The sequence below is a fragment of the Brachybacterium saurashtrense genome, from assembly GCF_003355475.1.
Lineage (GTDB): Bacteria > Actinomycetota > Actinomycetes > Actinomycetales > Dermabacteraceae > Brachybacterium > Brachybacterium saurashtrense.
This window is the reverse complement of sequence record NZ_CP031356.1, coordinates 878,469-895,033: the sequence shown is the minus strand read 5'-3', so window position 1 is coordinate 895,033 and position 16,565 is coordinate 878,469. Positions and strand designations below refer to the sequence as shown.

Sequence of the window (16,565 nt, the reverse complement as noted above, 5' to 3'; positions counted from 1 at the left end):
CCTACTGCGCCGAGCCCTCCACCGTGGGCGCGGAGATCTGCTCCGCCGCGGCGGGGACCAGCACGCGCAGCACCTCGCGCGCCCACTCCAGCAGGTCGTGGTCGCGCAGCTCGGTGCCGCCGAAGCGGGAGGTCATCGGCCGGGGCACCAGCACCTGGCGGGTGGCGGGCTTGAGCACCGTGCCCGGGTACAGTCGCTTCATCCGCATCGCGGCGGAGTCCGGCACCTCCACGTGCGCGAAGCGGATCATCTTGCCCTGGGCCTGCACCTCGTCGACCCCGGCCGCGCGGGCGTCCAAGCGGAAGCGGGCCACGTCCAGCAGCACCTCCACCGGCGCCGGCGGGGCGCCGTAGCGGTCCGCGAGCTCGGCCCGGATCTGCGCGATCTCGGAGGCCTCGCGCACCGCGGAGAGCTTCGAGTACGCCTCCAGGCGCAGCCGTTCGGAGCCGATGTAGTCGTGCGGGACGTGGGCGTCCAGCGGCAGCTCCACCCGGATCTCCTTCTCCGGCGCGGTGGACTCGCCGCGGAAGGCCGCCACGGCCTCCCCCACCATCCGCACGTAGAGGTCGAAGCCCACCCCGGCGATGTGCCCGGACTGCTCCCCGCCCAGCAGGTTGCCGGCGCCGCGGATCTCGAGGTCCTTCATGGCCACTTGCATGCCGGCGCCGAGGTCCGTGTTGGTGGCGAGGGTGGTGAGCCGGTCGTGCGCGAGCTCGGTGAGCGGCTTGGACGCGTTGTAGAGGAAGTAGGCGTAGGCGCGCTCGCTGGAGCGGCCCACGCGGCCGCGCAGCTGGTGCAGCTGGGAGAGGCCGAACCTGTCCGCGTTCTCGACGATCAGGGTGTTGGCGTTGGCGATGTCCAGGCCGGTCTCGACGATGGTGGTGCACACCAGCACGTCGAAGTCCCGCTCCCAGAAGTCCACGATCACCCGCTCGAGCTGGTGCTCGTTCATCTTGCCGTGGGCGACGGCCACGCGCGCATCGGGCACCAGCTCGCGCAGGTGCGCGGCGACCCGGTCGATGTCCTCCACCCGGTTGTGGATGTAGAACACCTGCCCCTCGCGCAGCAGCTCGCGCCGGATCGCGGCGGTGACCTGCTTGTCCTCCTGGGCCCCGACGTAGGTGAGCACCGGGTGGCGCTCCTCCGGCGGGGTGGCGAGGATCGACATCTCCCGGATGCCGGTCACCGCCATCTCGAGGGTGCGCGGGATCGGGGTGGCGGACATCGACAGCACGTCCACGTTCGTGCGCAGGGCCTTGAGGGTCTCCTTGTGCTCGACGCCGAAGCGCTGCTCCTCGTCGACGATCAGCAGCCCGAGCTCCTTGAAGCGCACGTTGCCGGTGAGCAGGCGGTGGGTGCCGATCACCACGTCCACGGAGCCGTCCGCGAGGCCCTTGATCGTGGCGGTGGACTCCGCCGGGCTCTGGAAGCGGGACAGCCCCTTCACCGTGACCGGGAAGCCGGTGAAGCGCTCGGAGAAGGTGTCGAGGTGCTGCTGGGCGAGCAGCGTGGTGGGGGCGAGCACGGCCACCTGGGTGCCGTCCTGCACGGCCTTGAACGCGGCGCGCACCGCGATCTCGGTCTTGCCGTAGCCCACGTCGCCGAGGATCAGACGGTCCATCGGGACGGACTTCTCCATGTCCGCCTTGACATCGTCGATGGTGGAGAGCTGGTCCGGGGTCTCGACGAACTCGAAGGCGTCCTCGAGCTCCCGCTGCCAAGGGGTGTCCGGGCCGAAGGCGCGCCCCGGCGCGGACTGCCGCGCCGAGTACAGGCGCACCAGCTCGTCGGCGATCTCCCGGATCGCCTTGCGGGCCCGGGACTTGGTCTTCGCCCAGTCGGCGCCGCCCATGCGGTTGACGCTGGGCTCCTCGCCGCCGACGTACTTGGTGACCTGGTCCAGCTGATCGCTGGGCACGTAGAGGCGGTCCCCCGGCTGTCCCTTCTTCGAGGGGGCGTACTCGATGACGAGGTACTCGCGGGTGGTGCGCTTGGCGCCGGTGCCCACGGCGCGGCTGGTCATCTCCACGAAGCGGCCCACGCCGTGGTGGGAGTGGACGACGTGGTCGCCCGGGCGCAGCTGCAGCGGGTCCACCACGTTGCGGCGGCGGGAGGGCATCTTCCGCTCCTCGCCGCGACGGGCCCCGGACTTGCCGGTGAGGTCGCGCTCCGCGGCGAGGACCAGCCTCAGGTCCTCGACGATCAGGCCCTCGGCGAAGGGGCCGACGGTGACCACGGCCTCGCCGGGGCCGATCGGCTCCGCGAGGTCGGGGCCGTACACGGCGGGCAGGCCCTCCTCGCGGAGGGTCTCGGCGACGTGGCGGGCGCCGCCGGGGCCCACCATGGTGGCGAGCACGGACCATCCCTCGGTGCGGCGGCGCTCGAGGTCCCTGGCGGCGTCCCCGGGCTTGCCGGAGTAGCCGGGGTGGGTGGTGGAGGAGGTGGTGAGGTCCACGTCGGTGTCCAGGCCGAAGGCGGCCAGGGTGAACCAGGCGCGGCCGCCCTCGCGGGCGTGCCCCTTGGCCTCGGACAGCGGCACGAAGCTGGCGGCGCCGACGTCGATCGGGAGACCGCCGCCGGCGGCGGCGCTGGACCACGCGGCGGCGAGGAACTCGTCCGTGGTGGCGACCAGCTCGTCGGCCCGGGCGCGGGCCTTCTCGGGGTCCAGCACCAGGAAGCGGGCGCCGGCGGGCAGCACGTCGGCCACCTGCTCCATACCGTCCACCAGCACCGGGCTGAGGGACTCCATGCCGTCGGCGGCGATCCCATCGGCGATCCGCAGCAGCAGGTCGCGCACGCCGGGCAGCTCCTCGGCGCGGGCGCGGGCCCGCTCGCGCACCTCGGGCGTGAGCAGGATCTCGCGGCACGGCGGGGCGTCCAGGCCCCGCGGGGCGGGGTCGAGGGAGCGCTGATCGGCGACGGAGAAGTAGCGGACGTCGTCCACCTCGTCGCCGAACAGGTCCACGCGCACGGGGTGCGGCTCCGTGGGCGGGAAGACGTCGAGGATGCCGCCGCGCACCGCGAACTCGCCGCGCTTCTCCACCATGTCCACGCGCACGTAGGCCGCATCGACGAGGTCGCGCTCGAGATCCTCGAGCGGGTAGGTCTCCCCCACCGCGGCGCGCACGGGGCGCAGGTCGCCCAGGCCTGTCGCGATCGGCTGCAGCAGGGACCGCACGGGCATCAGCACCACGTGCACCGGATCCTCGGTCTCCGGATGCGCGATGCGGCGCAGGGTGGACAGGCGCTTGGCGACGGTGTCCGCGCGGGGCGAGAGCCGCTCGTGCGGGAGCGTCTCCCAGGCGGGCAGCTCGGCCACGTGCGCGGTGCCCACGAGCGCGGACAGCGCCGCACGGAGATCCTCCGCGGCGCGGGTGGTGGCGGTGACCACCACGAGGGGCTGCTCGGGGGTGGCGCGACGGGCGAGGTCCGCGACGAGGAAGGGGAACAGCCCCGTCGCCGCGACGATGCTGCCGCCCTCCCCGCTCTGCGCCCCCTCGTCGACCAGGGCACGGGCCGCGGTGAGGTCGCGCCCGGCGGCGAGCTGGTCCAGCAGCGGCGCCAGCGGCGCCGTGGCGGTGGTGGGGCGAGGGGCTGCGCTCTGTGCGGTCATCGGGTCTCTCGGGAGTGGAAACGCTGCTGGGCGGCCGTGAGGCCCTCGAGGACGAGGGACTCCACGGCGTCGGCGGCATCGGCGACGAGGAGGTCGAGCGCGCGCCGCTCGGCGGTGCTGAACGGGGCGAGCACGTGATCGGCGGTGTCACGGCCGCCGGGGGGCCGGCCCACGCCCACCCGCACCCGCAGGTAGTCCTTGGTGCCGAGCGCCTTGGTGATGTCGCGCAGGCCGTTGTGCCCGCCCTCGCCGCCACCGAGCTTGAGGCGCACCGTGTCGAAGGGGATGTCCACCTCGTCGTGCACCGCCACGATCCGCTCGGGCGGGATGTCGTAGTAGGCCGCGAGCGCCTTCACCGGGCCGCCCGAGACGTTCATGTAGGTGGTGGTCTTGGCCAGGATCACGCGCTGATCGGCGCCGGGCAGGCCCAGCCGCCCCTCGACCACCACGGCCTGGGCGCGACGCGCGGCGGCGAAGCGGGCCCCGGCGGCGTCGGCGATGTGGTCGAGCACCATGTGGCCCACGTTGTGGCGGGTGGCGGCGTACTTCGGGCCGGGATTGCCGAGCCCCACCACCAGATGGGGGCCGAGGCGGGGTCCGCTCGCGGTCATGGGTGCTGCTCCTCGCTGCTGCCGGGCGCCGCGCCGGTGCCGGGCGGCGGCGCGGCGGTGTGCCGAACGGTGCGCAACCCTCCCGGGAGGGCGTGGCCGGACCGCACGACCTCGGACACAGTACCGGGGCGCCGCGCACCGCGCGACGCCCCGGACCGTGGGATGTGAGCAACGGAGCGGGAGCGGGGGCGCCGTGGCGCCGACCGCTCCGCCCCCGGGGATCACTCCTGCTCGGCGGACTCCTCGGCGGACTCGCTCTCGGACTCCTCGCCCTCGGCGGCCTCGTCCTCCGGCTCCTCCTCGACGCGCGGGATGCTCACGGAGACCACCAGGATCTCGGCGTCGGTGACGAGCTCGGCGTCCTTCGGGAGGGTCACGTCGCCGGCGAACAGCTGGTAGCCGTCCTCGGCGCCCTCGACGGAGATCTCGATCTGCTCCGGGACGTGCAGCGCGTCCACCGAGAGGGTGAGGGCCTGGAGATCGACCATGGCGATCGCCGGGGAGACGGGCTCGCCGTCGATGACGACGGGGATGTCGACCTCGACCTTCTCGCCCTTGCGGACGATGATCAGGTCGAGGTGGTTCAGGGAGCGCTTGAGCGGGTGGCGCTGGATCTCCTTGATCAGGGCCAGGTGCGAGCTGCCGTCGGCGAGCTGCAGCTCGAGCAGGGCGTTGGGGTTACGGGCCGCCAGCGCGGTCTCGTGCCCGGGCAGGGAGAGGTGGAGGGGGGCCTCGCCGTGTCCGTACAGGACGGCGGGGATGCGGTTCTCGGCGCGGAGACGGCGGGACGCGCCCTTGCCGAAGTCCTCGCGCAGCTCGACGTTCAGCTTGTCAGCCATGGTGTGCTCCTCGTGGATGCGGTGTGCTCGACGATGAGCGACGCCACGGGGCACGGGGAGCGCACGCTCCCGAGCTTCCGCACCGCGTCGATCACGGAGGGGCCTGGGCCCGCTCCCTCGCCGAAGTGACCCGGTGAGACTAGCACGCACCCGCCGACGGGGCGCCCTACAGGTGAGGGGCGCCGCACGGCGGCATCCGCCGGCCCGGCACGGGTCCCCGTCCCGGGGCGCGCGGATCCGGCCCCGCACGCGCGCTGCCCCGCACGCGGTCCGCCCATGGTCCGCCCGCCGCCCTTCCGACGACCGGCCCGCGAAAGACCGGAGCTCACTCCCGTCGGGACCTACGTCCCTGCAGGTCAGAGCGCAGATTCAGTGACCTTGGTCCCCGCTGGACAGGCCCTCGGGACCCCTATTCTGTTCATGTCACAACAACCCGTCCGAGAGTCCCCTCGGACCCTCTGAAAGGCACTCGCCGTGACTGCTGCCGCCTCCTCCACCCCCGTCACCACCACCGCCGCCGCGGCGGAAAGCTCCGCCGCCGGCACCGCCGCGCAGGGCTGGGGGTTCACCGTTCTCGGGATCGTCCGGGTGATGGTGGGCTTCACCTTCCTGTGGGCGTTCCTCGACAAGACCTTCGGCCTCGGCTTCGCCACCCCGACGGAGCGCGCATGGCTGAACGGCGGCTCCCCCACCACCGGCTTCCTCGGCGGCTCCATCGAGGGCGGGAACCCCTTCGCCCCGGCCTGGGAGTTCTTCCTCTCCATCAACCCGCTCACGGACGTGCTGTTCATGCTGGGCCTGCTCGGCGTGGGCGTGGCGTTCATGCTCGGGATCGGCACCCGCGCAGCGGCCGTCTCCGCGGCGGCGATGTACGTGCTCATGTACCTGGCCGCGTTCCCGATGTCCACCAACCCGCTCTACGACACCCACCTGCTGATGGCCGTGGTGGTGATCGCGATGGCGGGCCTCGCCGCCGGCAACCACGTGGGCCTCGGCCGGCCGTGGAGCCGGCTGGTCAAGGGCAACCGCTTCCTGATCTGACCGGTCCTCCCCGCACGAGAGAGCGACCCCGCACCCGAGAGGGTGCGGGGTCGCTCCGCGTCGGCCGCCCGGTGAGGACGCAGGCCTGCGACGGTGCGGGGCCGGCTCAGACCTCGCCGTCGAAGATGCTGGTCACGGACCCGTCGTCGAAGACGGCCCGGATCGCACGGGCCAGCAGCGGCGCGATGGAGAGCTGGGTGAGGCGGTCGAACTGCTTCTCCGGCGGGACCGGGAGGGTGTTGGTGCACACCACCTCGCGCACGGCGCTGGCCTTGAGCCGCTCCGTGGCCGGGTCCGAGAGGATCGGGTGGGTGGTCGCGATGACCACCGAGTCCGCGCCGTTGGCGACGAGGGCATCCGCCGCCTGCACGATGGTGCCGGCGGTGTCGATCATGTCGTCCACCAGGATGCAGGTCTTCCCCGCGACGTCGCCGATCACACGCTTGGCGACGGCCTGGTTGGGCCGCTTGGGATCGCGGGACTTGTGGATGAAGGCGAGGTTCACGCCGCCGAGCTTCTTCGCCCACTGCTCGGCCACGCGGATCCGGCCGGCGTCCGGGGAGACCACGGCGATGTCCTCATGGCCGTACTGGTTCTGGATGTAGTCCGCCAGGATGGGCAGCGCCATCAGGTGGTCGACGGGCCGGTCGAAATAGCCCTGCACCTGGGGGGCGTGCAGGTCCACGGAGATCATGCGGTCCGCGCCGGCGGTCTCGTACAGGTCCGCCATCAGGCGGGCCGAGATCGGCTCGCGGCCGCGGTGCTTCTTGTCCTGCCGCGCGTAGGGGAAGCTCGGAGCGATCGCGGTGATGCGCTTGGCGGAGGCGCGCTTGAGCGCGTCGATCATGATGAGGTGCTCCATCACCCAGGTGTTGATGGGCGCCGGGTGCGACTGGAGCACGAACACGTCCGTGCCGCGCACGGACTCGCCGTAGCGCACGTAGATCTCGCCGTTGGCGAAGTCCCAGGCGTCCATCGGCAGGACCTCGACGCCGAGCTCGGCCGCGACCTCCTGGGCGAGGACCGGGTGCGACCTCCCCGATGCGAGGACCAGGCGCTTCTCCCCGGTGGTGACGATTCCGCTCATCGCTGCTCGTGCTCCTTGTGCTCGTCGGCGGCAGTTCCTGCAGGCGTGCTGGTCGCGGGGTCCTCGTCGGCGCCAAGGGCCGCGCGCGCGGCGGCCTCGGCCGGCGTCCCCGCACGGCGTCGCAGGGTCCATCCTTCCATGTTCCGCTGCGAGACGGCGTTGACCCCGAGCGCTCCGGCGGGCACGTCCCGGCGCACCGTGGTGCCGGCGCCGGTGGCGGCGCCGTCCCCGATGGTGACCGGCGCCACCAGCACGTTGTCGGAGCCGACGCGCACGTGCCGCCCCACGGTGGTGCGGTGCTTCTCGACCCCGTCGTAGTTCGCGACGATGGTGCCGGCGCCGATGTTGGTGCCCTCGCCGATCTCGGCATCGCCCACGTAGCTGAGGTGGGGCACCTTCGCACCCTCGCCGAGGCGTGCGTTCTTGGTCTCCACGAAGCCGCCGATCTTGCCGCGCGCCCCGAGGTCCGTGCCGGCTCGGAGGTAGGAGAACGGGCCCACGGTCGCCCCGGCGCCCACCACGGCCAGCAGGGCGTGGGAGCGGACCACCTCGGCCCCGGCGCCCACCTCGGTGTCCCGCAGGGTGGTGTCCGGGCCGATCACGGCCTCCGCGCCGATGTCGGTCGCGCCGTGGAGCTGCACGCCGGGGAGGATCACGGCGTCCTGCGCGATGGTGACGTCCGCGTCGATCCACGTGGTCGAGGGGTCCACGACGGTGACGCCGGCGCGCATGTGCCGCTCGAGGATGCGGCGGTTCATCTCGGCGCCGAGCTGGGCGAGCTGCACGCGGTCGTTGACGCCCTCGACCATCATCACGTCCTCGGTGACCACGGCACGGACGGAGCGGCCGTCCGCCCGCGCGATGCCGAGCACGTCGGTGAGGTACATCTCGCCCTGCGCGTTGTCGGTGGTGAGGCGCCCGAGGGCGTCGCGGAGCACCGCGAGGTCGAAGGCGTAGATGCCGGAGTTGATCTCGTCGATGCCGCGCTGTGTCTCGTCGGCGTCCTTGTGCTCGACGATGCCGAGCACCTCGCTGCCGTCCTCGCTGCGCAGGATGCGGCCGTAGCCGGTGGGGTCGGGCACGCGGGCGCTGAGCACGGTGACAGCGGCGCCGGCGCCCTCGTGGGAGGAGACCAGCTCGCGCAGCGTCGCGGGGTCCAGCAGCGGCACGTCGCCGTAGGTGACCAGCACCGTGCCCTCGTTCGCGGCGACCTTCTCGAGGCCGCACTGCACGGCGCGCCCGGTGCCGGGGATCTCGTCCTGATCGGCGACGGTGACCTCGGCGGCGTGCTCGGCAAGGTGCTCGGCGACCCTCTCGCGCTCGTGACGCAGCACCACCACCAGCTCGGAGGGGCCGGTGCCCTCCGCGGCCGTCACCGCGTGCACGAGCAGGGAGCGCCCGCCGATCTCGTGGAGGACCTTCGGTCTGCGGGACTTCATGCGCGTCCCGGCACCGGCGGCCAGGACGATCACGGCGGCGGGGGCGGTGGTCTCATCGATTCCCACGTCTGGGGCTCCTCGGGATCGTCGACGGTTGGGCGTGCGGCGCGGCCGCGTCCGTCCGGGGGACTGGCCCGTGCACGACCGAGCGTCCCACGGGCGTTCCGCCATCAGGACTCGAACCTGAAACTTCAGAACCAAAATCTGAGGTGTTGCCGATTACACCATGGCGGACCGCGCCCGCCCGGCCGGTCGACGGCCGTGCGCTCGGAGGCGACGGCAGGGTCGGCGGCGCCGCGGGCGCGCGCCGATCCTATCGTCACTGGACAGTGCCCTGCGGACCGTCCCGTCGGCCGCGGGACGCTCCCCCGCGGTCGGCCCCGCACCCTCGGCTCCCCCGCGGCCCGGTGCCCCGCGCCGCGGGACGGTGACCCGCCGGTCACCCGGGAGCGCCGGTGTGGGAGACTCCCGACATGGCGGAGACGGAAGCCCCTCGCGGTCGATCCACGCGCATGTCCGGGAAGGAGCGGCGCGAGCAGCTGCTGACCGTGGGCCGGCGCCTGTTCGCGGAGAAGGGCTTCGACATGACCACGGTCGAGGAGATCGCGGCACGCGCGAAGGTCTCCAAGCCCGTCGTCTACGAGCACTTCGGCGGCAAGGAGGGCCTGTACGCGGTGGTGGTGGACCGCGAGGTCTCCACCCTGCTGGCCGCGCTCGAGACGTCCCTCGAGGAGCAGCGTGCCCATCCCCGGGTGCTCATGGAGCGGGCGGCGCTGGCGTTCCTCTCCTACATCGACGAGAACGAGGACGGCTTCCGGATCCTGGTGCGGGACTCCCCCGTCAGCCACTCGATCGGCACCTTCTCCTCCCTGCTCACCGACGTGGCACGGCGGGTCGAGGAGATCCTCGCCACCCAGCTGCGGCTGCACCGCTACCCGCCGAAGGATGCGGCGCTGTACGCCCAGATGCTGGTGGGGATGGTGGCGTACACCGGTCAGTGGTGGCTCGAGACGCGCAAGCCCGCGAAGGAGGTCGTGGCCGCACGGATGGTGAACCTCTCCTGGTTCGGCCTCGGCGCGCTGGAGAAGAAGCCTGCCCTGCGCGAGAGCACCGGCGGCTGAGAACGGGCCGCAGGCGACGGGCGCGGGGTTGCGCACGGCGAGCGGGAGCCGGCGCACGCCGAGCGGGAACCCGCGCACGTCGGGCAACAGCGCGCGCGCACGATGAGCAGGGGCCTGCACCTAGACTCGACCCATGCCCACCACACCGGACGACGCCGCCCCGCGCCTCGACGAGGTCGATCGCATCGTCCACGGCTGGCGCCGCGCCCGCGCCGACCTGGACGTCGCGCCGCTGTCGGTGTTCTCGCGCATCTCGCGGATGGCCCGGTTCCTCGAGAGCGCCCGGCGCGAGGCCTTCGCCGACGCCGGGCTCGAGGGCTGGGAGTTCGACATGCTCTCGGCGCTGCGCCGCAGCGGGGACGACGCCCTCTCCCCCGGGGCGCTGATGCGGGAGACGCTCGTGACCAGCGGCACGATGACCACGAGGATCGACAAGCTGGTGGCGCGCGGACTGGTGAGCAAGAACCGCAGCCCGCGCGACGGCCGCGCGGTCGAGGTGCGGCTGCGCCCCGACGGGGTGGCCCGGGTGGACGCCGCGATGGAGACCCTGCTGGAGGCCGAACGGGAGCTGCTGGAGCCCCTGCCCCCGATGGACCGCAATGCCCTCGCCGACGCGCTGCGCACCCTGCTGCTCACCTTCGAGGCGGAGGAACCGCCCCAACGGTGACCCGTCGGCGCACGGCGCGGCCGGGCGGCGCCGACGTTCGCTCCTCGTGCGGCCGTCCCCGCGTCGGCGCTCCGCCCGCGGCTCGACCCGCGGTTCGGCCCGTCCGCGGTGGCACGTCGCCCTCCGCTCCCGCCCCGTCCCTCGTTCCCACCACTCCCGCCCCTGCCGCTCCCGCCCCCACCGTCCCCTTCTCGTCCTCCCCCCCTGTTCCCGTCTTCTGAGGTCCACTTCGCATGGCACATCTGCTCGGCACCCAGTCCCTCCACGTCGCGCTCCCCGATCGCGTGCTGCTCGACAGCGTCACCGTCGGCATCGATGAGGGCGACCGCATCGGCGTGGTGGGGCGCAACGGCGACGGCAAGTCGACGCTGCTGCGGCTGCTGGCCCGCCTGCAGGAGCCGGACGACGGCCGTGTCACGGTGCGCGGCGGCGTGCGGGTGGGCGTGCTGAAGCAGCAGGACGAGGCGACGGCGGAGACCACGGTGCGCCTGCGCGTGGTGGGCGACCGGCCCGAGTTCGAGTGGGCCTCCGACCCGCGGATCCGGGACGTGCTCTCGGGCCTGCTGGACGGCATCGACCTGGAGTCGCCGCTCACGGATCTCTCCGGCGGCCAGCTGCGGCGCGTGCACCTGGCGGAGCTGCTGGTGGGCGACTGGGACGTGCTGCTGCTGGACGAGCCGACGAACCATCTCGACGTCGAGGGCATCGCTTGGCTCGCCGAGCACCTGCGCCGGCGCTGGGGCGCGAAGGACGGCGGCCTGGTGGTCATCACCCACGACCGCTGGTTCCTCGACGCGGTGTGCACCCGCATGTGGGAGGTGCACGACGGGCTCGTGGAGCCGTTCGAGGGCGGCTACGCCGCGTACGTGCTGCAGCGGGTGGAGCGCGACCGGCAGGCGGCGGCGGTCGAGGCGAAGCGGCAGAACTTGATGCGCAAGGAGCTGGCGTGGCTGCGACGCGGCGCCCCGGCCCGCACCTCGAAGCCGAAGTTCCGGATCGATGCCGCGAACGAGCTGATCGCGGGCGAGCCGCCGGTGCGCGACTCGGTGGCGCTGACGCAGCTGGCCACCTCCCGCCTGGGCCGGGACGTGATCGACGTGCTCGACGTGGAGGCCGGCTACGGCGACACCACCGTGCTGCGGGACGTCACCGTGCACATCGGCCCGGCGGACAGGATCGGGATCCTGGGCCCGAACGGGGCGGGGAAGTCGACGCTGCTGGGCCTGATCACCGGAGATCTGGAGCCGCAGGCGGGCCGCGTGAAGAAGGGCAAGACGGTGACGGTGCGGCAGGTGACGCAGCGTCTCGAGGGTCTGCAGGAGCACCTGGAGTCGCGGGTGAGCGACGTGGTGGGTCGCTACCGCACCACGTTCCGCGCCGGGAAGGACGAAGTCACGCCGGGGCAGCTGCTGGAGCGGCTCGGGTTCACCACGGCGCATCAGAAGGTGCGGGTGGGCGCGCTCTCCGGCGGTCAGCAGCGTCGGCTGGACCTGCTGCTGACGCTGCTGGACGAGCCGAACGTGCTGGTGCTGGACGAGCCGACGAACGACATGGACACGGACATGCTCGCGGCGATGGAGGATCTGCTGGACACCTGGCCCGGCCCGCTGCTGGTGGTCTCCCACGACCGCTACCTGCTGGAACGGGTCACCGACATCCAGTACGCGGTGCTCGACGGGACTGTGCGGCACGTGCCCGGCGGTGTGGAGCAGTACCTGGCGCTGCGCGCCGACGGTGCCGGGCGCGGCTCCGGCGGTGGAGACGTCGGCGGCACCGGTGGTGGCCGCGGGGGCGCGGGCTCCGGGTCCCGCTCCGCGGGTGCGGGGTCTCCGTCCGGGGCCGCGGGCGCGACCTCCGCGGGTGCGGGGGCTGCGTCGGCGACCGGCGCGGGCGGCGCGGAGTCGTCGGCCGACGGCGGCCCCGCGCTGACCGGGGCGGAGTCCCATGCGGCGCAGAAGGAGCTCGGCGCGGTGGAGCGGCGCATGCAGAAGCTCGAGCGGCAGACGGGAGCGCTGCACACGAAGCTCGCCGAGCACGATCAGTCGGACTACGTGGGGCTGGCCGAGATCACGGCAGAGCTGCGGGAGGTCGAGGGCGAGATCGAGAGTCTCGAGGAGCGCTGGCTGGAGCTGTCCGAACTGCTGGGGTGAGCAGGGCCGGGCTGAGTCCGGCGCGGCCCGGGCCGTAGTGCGGTGGCGTCAGGCGGCGACAGCGACTGTGTCCTCACCCGCGAGCCGGTGCCATCGGCCGGACCACCACCATGTCGGCGCGCATCCACCATGGCCGGCACCGCTCGCGGCTTGACCTACCGCCGGTCTCGTGCCGGGCCGGGGGCGCGAGGATCCCGGGGATGGTCGCCGCGACGGCACGTTCCATGCTCGCGGTCTCGGGATGAGCGGTCGCACCTCCCCGCTCGGCCGATGCGTCGTGAGCCGACGGGCGCTCCTCGATCGTGTCGGAGGCATGCGCCTCTGGTGGCTCCGGTGCTATCGGTCCCTCCGGCGCGGGCGCGGCAGGTCGCGGCGGTGCCGGAGTAGACGGCCTGTCGTCTGATCCTGGCGGGGCGGGTGCGTTCTCGTCCGTGCCGTTCTCGATGCCTCGGTCGGCCTCGTGGGCTGCGCCCCGTTGACGTCGGCGTTCCTGGTCGAGCAGTCGTGCCCCAGTGCCGAGGGGGTCGAGGTTGATGCCCCGCCGTCGCGCCTTCTGCCCGTAGCGGCTGGTCCACTCGACGGTGCGACGATTCCCGTCCTCGTCCCGCACGATTCTGGTGCTCTCGCCAGACTCCTCTTTCTGGTTGTCCGCGGCGCAGAGGCCGTTCCCGTTGTACAGGGAGGTGGCACCGCCGTCCGCCCAGGGGGTGATGTGGTCGTTCTGACGGATGGCGGCGTCGCAGTACGGTGCGCGGCAGGTCTGGTGGGCGATGCGGAGGAAGCGGGCGAGGGCCGGCGGGAATGCCCGGGCACGGGACTCGGCGGCGATGAGCTGGCCGTCCTGCTCGTCGGTGAAGAGGCGTCGTAGGGTGATGGCGAGCTCGGGGTCCTCCTCCGCGGAGCGAAGAGACTCTTCCATCACCTCACGGATGTGCTCGTAGGGCACGGCGCCGTACCCCTCGACGGTGGCGGCATCGGCGTGGCCCGGGACGAGCAGCGAGCGATCGGTGATGATCACCCCGACCTCGAGCGTGGAGGGGTCGATGCCCTCGCCCCGCCCGATGAGTGCGTCGGCGAACAGATCAGCCATGATCTGCTGGTGGCCGCGCCGATCGCCGTGTGCCCGTGCCTTCTCCGCGGCGATCGAGAGCCCTTTGCGGATACGAGCACCGTCCAGGCCGGTGAGGCGTGCGGTGAGCGTGCACATCCCGTGCTCGCCGCGGCGCACGGTGACGCTGCGCTCCTTCTTCGCGAGCCGGTGGCGCTCGGCAGCGCCCTCCGGATCGAGAGCGTGCAGCACGCGTTCCGCCTCGCTCCCCCACTCCTGGGGGCCGCATCCTTCGAGGTGGGACAGATGGGCGGTGAGGATCTCGTCGACCAGCGCGCGCTGCTCGGGCGTCGCCGGACTCATCGTGCGGCCCACCTGGTGCATCGACGCCGCGACGGTGCGCCCGTGGGCGAGGGCGCCGAGCAGCCCGGGCATGGAGTGCACGAGCCGACGGCAGGAGGCCATCGACTGTCCGGTGCAGGACTTCGACTGCTTCATCGCCATGGACGCCTCGGAGCGGGCGATCTTGTGCGCCCGCCGAGGTGCCTCCCCCTGGCGGATGCTGTCCTCCTTGACCGCAGCTTCCAGGTGGACGAGCGCTCGCGCCTGCACGGCAGCGACTGCACCGGTGAGCTCCTGCAGGCGGGAGAGGAGTGCGATCGTCTCCGACGGGGTGAAGTTCTCCAGCTCCGGCGATCCGGCGGCACCGAGCTGCGCGAGAGCGGCGCGAGCGGCGGTCACATCGACGTCGCCGATCCGGAGCACTTCCTCGCCGGCTATGAGGGACTGCTCCGGTGCAAGACCCCGACCCACACGAGTATTCGCCTCGGCATCAGGGGTGGAGGCGGACCTCGAGGATCCTGCACGCGCGGACGGACGCTGACCGGAGGCGTTCCCGCCTCCGGTCCCTTCGCCATCCGTGCCGTGCAGTTCGTCGTCCATGCGCACCATTTTCGCACAGTAGTTCGACGAACTGAAGGCTTTGGTCGCCAGTACTCGCAAGTAGGTTCGAATTGTGGATAACGTCGTGGTGTGGAGGAGAAGTCGGCGTTGCGCGTAGAAGATGGGCCTTGTGCCATACCCCTCGGCTCGGGTCGGTCTGACGCAGCCGCCCCTAGAACGCCACAGCCGGGCGACACGACAAAGTGTTGCATCACATGGCGCCGGCGATGATCAGATCTCGCGGTGGCTCGCCTCGGGATCGAGCGGATCTTCGGTCTCCCCCGTGCACTGAGGCACCCACGGATCTTCTTCCTCGTCGACGGGCGTATCAGCATCGACAAGTCTGGACTCGAGCGACTTGGAGAAGATCTCCACCGGATCGGATACCACCTCGATAGAACCGTCGATGTCCTGCCACGCACCTCCATCGACCGAGAACTGCCCGATGAAGGTGGTCGTGAGCATCACGTCATACCAGCCCTCATACCGGTACATTCCCGCGACCTCCAAGCTGGGGTACGAATCTCCGGATTTGTCCGTGCTGATCGTGTTGCCATCACCCAGATCCCAGTGATACTCGACAGGGATCGCACGAATGCTCACGGGAGTGTCCAGCAGCGTCGCCTCGACGATCTGCTCGTCAGCGCTGACGTAAAGCACGACCTCCATGTTCACCGGGACCCACCCCCTTGCGGGACCGGCATTGGCCTGTAACGGAGCCACCGGAAGTTCGGCGAAGTCAGACTGCATCACAGTGATCACTTCGGGCGCCGCGACAGGCGAAAGAGCCTCCTCCCCGGGCACTCCGCATGTATACCCAAGCTCTTTCGTCTCGCTGGTCTTCGTGTCCAGCTGATCGACACGGAAGTTGACCCCGCCTTCTGGCGCACCGGCATCGCCGCCCAGCGCCACCTGCCGCGCCACGTCAACATCGTGGACAAGGACCTGATACCCATTGGACTCACAGGTATCGCGATCCGCGCCGCAGACTAGTCCTGACGCACTCTCATCACACCCGGCAAGATCCTCCCTCGTTCTCACCAGGCTAGTAATGTAGCGAGGGGGTGGCGGATAGTTGACGACGGTTCCACTTGGGCGACTCCTTGTGGGCTCCCAATAATCAACGAGAGTCCGGTCATCCGAGGAGGTGGTTCTACAGGTCTCGTTTTCCCCATCGCATTTGCCACCTATCTGTGGCGCCGCCAATGCAGTGCCAGAGAGGGCAAGACCGCCGCATGTAATTGCTGCGATTGCCCCGAGTCTCAATGCCCTGCTCACTAGATATCCTCGACATCCAGAATCGACAGCTCGTCCACCTGTCATGCACCATCCGACCAGATCATTCCGCCCGTCGATCGATACGTCACAGGATCCTCACCACTGCCACCTGAAGTCTCGACACCATCCCACAACGTAAATTCGAACCGGACCATCTCATCAAACGACATGCTGTCTTTGTGAGTGTCTAATGAGTGGCTTTCAATCTCGACGGCCCCCAGAGGTCGTCCGAGCGAGAGAGCTCCTCGATCTCCTCAACAAACTCAGCACAGTGGATGCATTGAGCGGAATACAGTTCGCGAAGCGCAGACATCTCACCAGTCTGATGCGCCCACACCAGAACCGCCCAGTAGTACCTAAACGCCTGCTCCGCCCCCCCTCGGGCGTCTCCTCGTCCATCCCGGCGTAGTCCGCCGGGTCCGGGGCCGGGATCTGTGCTGCGGCGTTCGAGCCGCCCTCTCCCCCGCCGTCACTCGCATCGGAGCCGTCGCTCCCGTCGCCACCATCACTCGCGCCCCCGCCGTCGCTGGGCTGTTCGATGTCGATCGTGGGAGGCGGCGTGGTCACCGGCTGAGAGCCATCACCGCACGAGGTGAGACCGAGAGCGAGAAGGGCGGCGAGCGTCAGAGCACCGGCTCGAGGTGACACCATCGTGTGAATCTCCTGGGAAGGGCCAGTGAGCGACCAACGTAACCAGGATCACCGCCCGGTTCCACTCGTTCCACGCAT

At 71.3% G+C, this 16,565-nt stretch carries 11 protein-coding genes, 1 tRNA gene and 1 pseudogene; 4 read left to right on the top strand and 9 right to left on the bottom strand.

Translation table 11 applies throughout. The annotated features are described in order from the left end of the window. Position 1: 1 nt before the first annotated feature. The 3 genes from mfd to DWV08_RS04080 all read right to left on the bottom strand — a co-directional run bounded on the left by mfd (position 2) and on the right by DWV08_RS04080 (position 5,063). Positions 2–3,613 carry a transcription-repair coupling factor gene (gene mfd, locus DWV08_RS04090; RefSeq protein WP_115412635.1) on the bottom strand — a complete coding sequence of 1,204 codons (3,612 nt, stop codon included), beginning with the start codon at positions 3,611–3,613 and terminating at the stop codon, positions 2–4. Beyond that, complete coding sequence (gene pth / locus DWV08_RS04085) at positions 3,610–4,224, bottom strand: aminoacyl-tRNA hydrolase (protein ID WP_115412634.1); 615 nt, start codon at positions 4,222–4,224, stop codon at positions 3,610–3,612. The genes mfd and pth overlap by 4 nt, the downstream gene beginning before the upstream one ends. Before the next feature lie 221 nt (positions 4,225–4,445). Then, complete coding sequence (locus tag DWV08_RS04080; RefSeq protein WP_115412633.1) at positions 4,446–5,063, bottom strand: 50S ribosomal protein L25/general stress protein Ctc; 618 nt, start codon at positions 5,061–5,063, stop codon at positions 4,446–4,448. Between the two features lie 474 nt (positions 5,064–5,537). Between DWV08_RS04080 and DWV08_RS04070 the strand changes: the two genes are divergently transcribed. After that, positions 5,538–6,104, top strand: a complete 567-nt coding sequence (locus DWV08_RS04070; protein ID WP_241237444.1) for a hypothetical protein — start codon at positions 5,538–5,540, stop codon at positions 6,102–6,104. Between the two features lie 106 nt (positions 6,105–6,210). Here the strand turns inward: DWV08_RS04070 and DWV08_RS04065 are convergent, their stop codons facing one another. The 3 genes from DWV08_RS04065 to DWV08_RS04055 all read right to left on the bottom strand — a co-directional run bounded on the left by DWV08_RS04065 (position 6,211) and on the right by DWV08_RS04055 (position 8,864). Continuing rightward, entirely contained in the window at positions 6,211–7,191 is a 981-nt protein-coding gene (locus DWV08_RS04065) for a ribose-phosphate diphosphokinase (protein ID WP_115412632.1), read from the bottom strand. After that, a complete protein-coding gene (glmU, locus tag DWV08_RS04060; RefSeq protein ID WP_115412631.1) occupies positions 7,188–8,696 on the bottom strand; it encodes a bifunctional UDP-N-acetylglucosamine diphosphorylase/glucosamine-1-phosphate N-acetyltransferase GlmU in 1,509 nt (502 codons plus the stop codon). The genes DWV08_RS04065 and glmU overlap by 4 nt, the downstream gene beginning before the upstream one ends. 96 nt (positions 8,697–8,792) lie before the next feature. Further along, positions 8,793–8,864, bottom strand: a tRNA-Gln gene (locus tag DWV08_RS04055). 278 nt (positions 8,865–9,142) lie between these two features. Here DWV08_RS04055 and DWV08_RS04050 point away from each other — a divergent pair. The 3 genes from DWV08_RS04050 to DWV08_RS04040 all read left to right on the top strand — a co-directional run bounded on the left by DWV08_RS04050 (position 9,143) and on the right by DWV08_RS04040 (position 12,568). Next, positions 9,143–9,751 (top strand): TetR/AcrR family transcriptional regulator, encoded by a 609-nt coding sequence (locus DWV08_RS04050; protein WP_241237445.1) that lies wholly within the window; start codon positions 9,143–9,145, stop codon positions 9,749–9,751. 133 nt (positions 9,752–9,884) lie between these two features. Next, positions 9,885–10,418, top strand: coding sequence for a MarR family winged helix-turn-helix transcriptional regulator (locus tag DWV08_RS04045; RefSeq protein ID WP_115412629.1), 534 nt, complete (start codon positions 9,885–9,887; stop codon positions 10,416–10,418). A gap of 233 nt (positions 10,419–10,651) precedes the next feature. Next, on the top strand, positions 10,652–12,568 hold the full coding sequence (locus DWV08_RS04040; protein WP_115412628.1) for an ABC-F family ATP-binding cassette domain-containing protein: 1,917 nt from the start codon (positions 10,652–10,654) through the stop codon (positions 12,566–12,568). 73 nt (positions 12,569–12,641) lie between these two features. Here DWV08_RS04040 and DWV08_RS04035 read toward each other — a convergent pair whose 3' ends face one another. The 3 genes and pseudogenes from DWV08_RS04035 to DWV08_RS17405 form a co-directional block, all read right to left on the bottom strand. Then, positions 12,642–14,558, bottom strand: a complete 1,917-nt coding sequence (locus tag DWV08_RS04035) for an HNH endonuclease signature motif containing protein (RefSeq protein ID WP_244923661.1) — start codon at positions 14,556–14,558, stop codon at positions 12,642–12,644. 231 nt (positions 14,559–14,789) lie between these two features. Continuing rightward, positions 14,790–15,482: a hypothetical protein gene (locus DWV08_RS17030; protein ID WP_241237447.1), complete on the bottom strand. Its 693-nt coding sequence runs from the start codon at positions 15,480–15,482 to the stop codon at positions 14,790–14,792. Positions 15,483–16,023: 541 nt separating this feature from the next. Next, positions 16,024–16,203, bottom strand: a pseudogene (locus DWV08_RS17405) (DUF6318 family protein); the annotation flags it as partial. Positions 16,204–16,565: the final 362 nt, after the last annotated feature.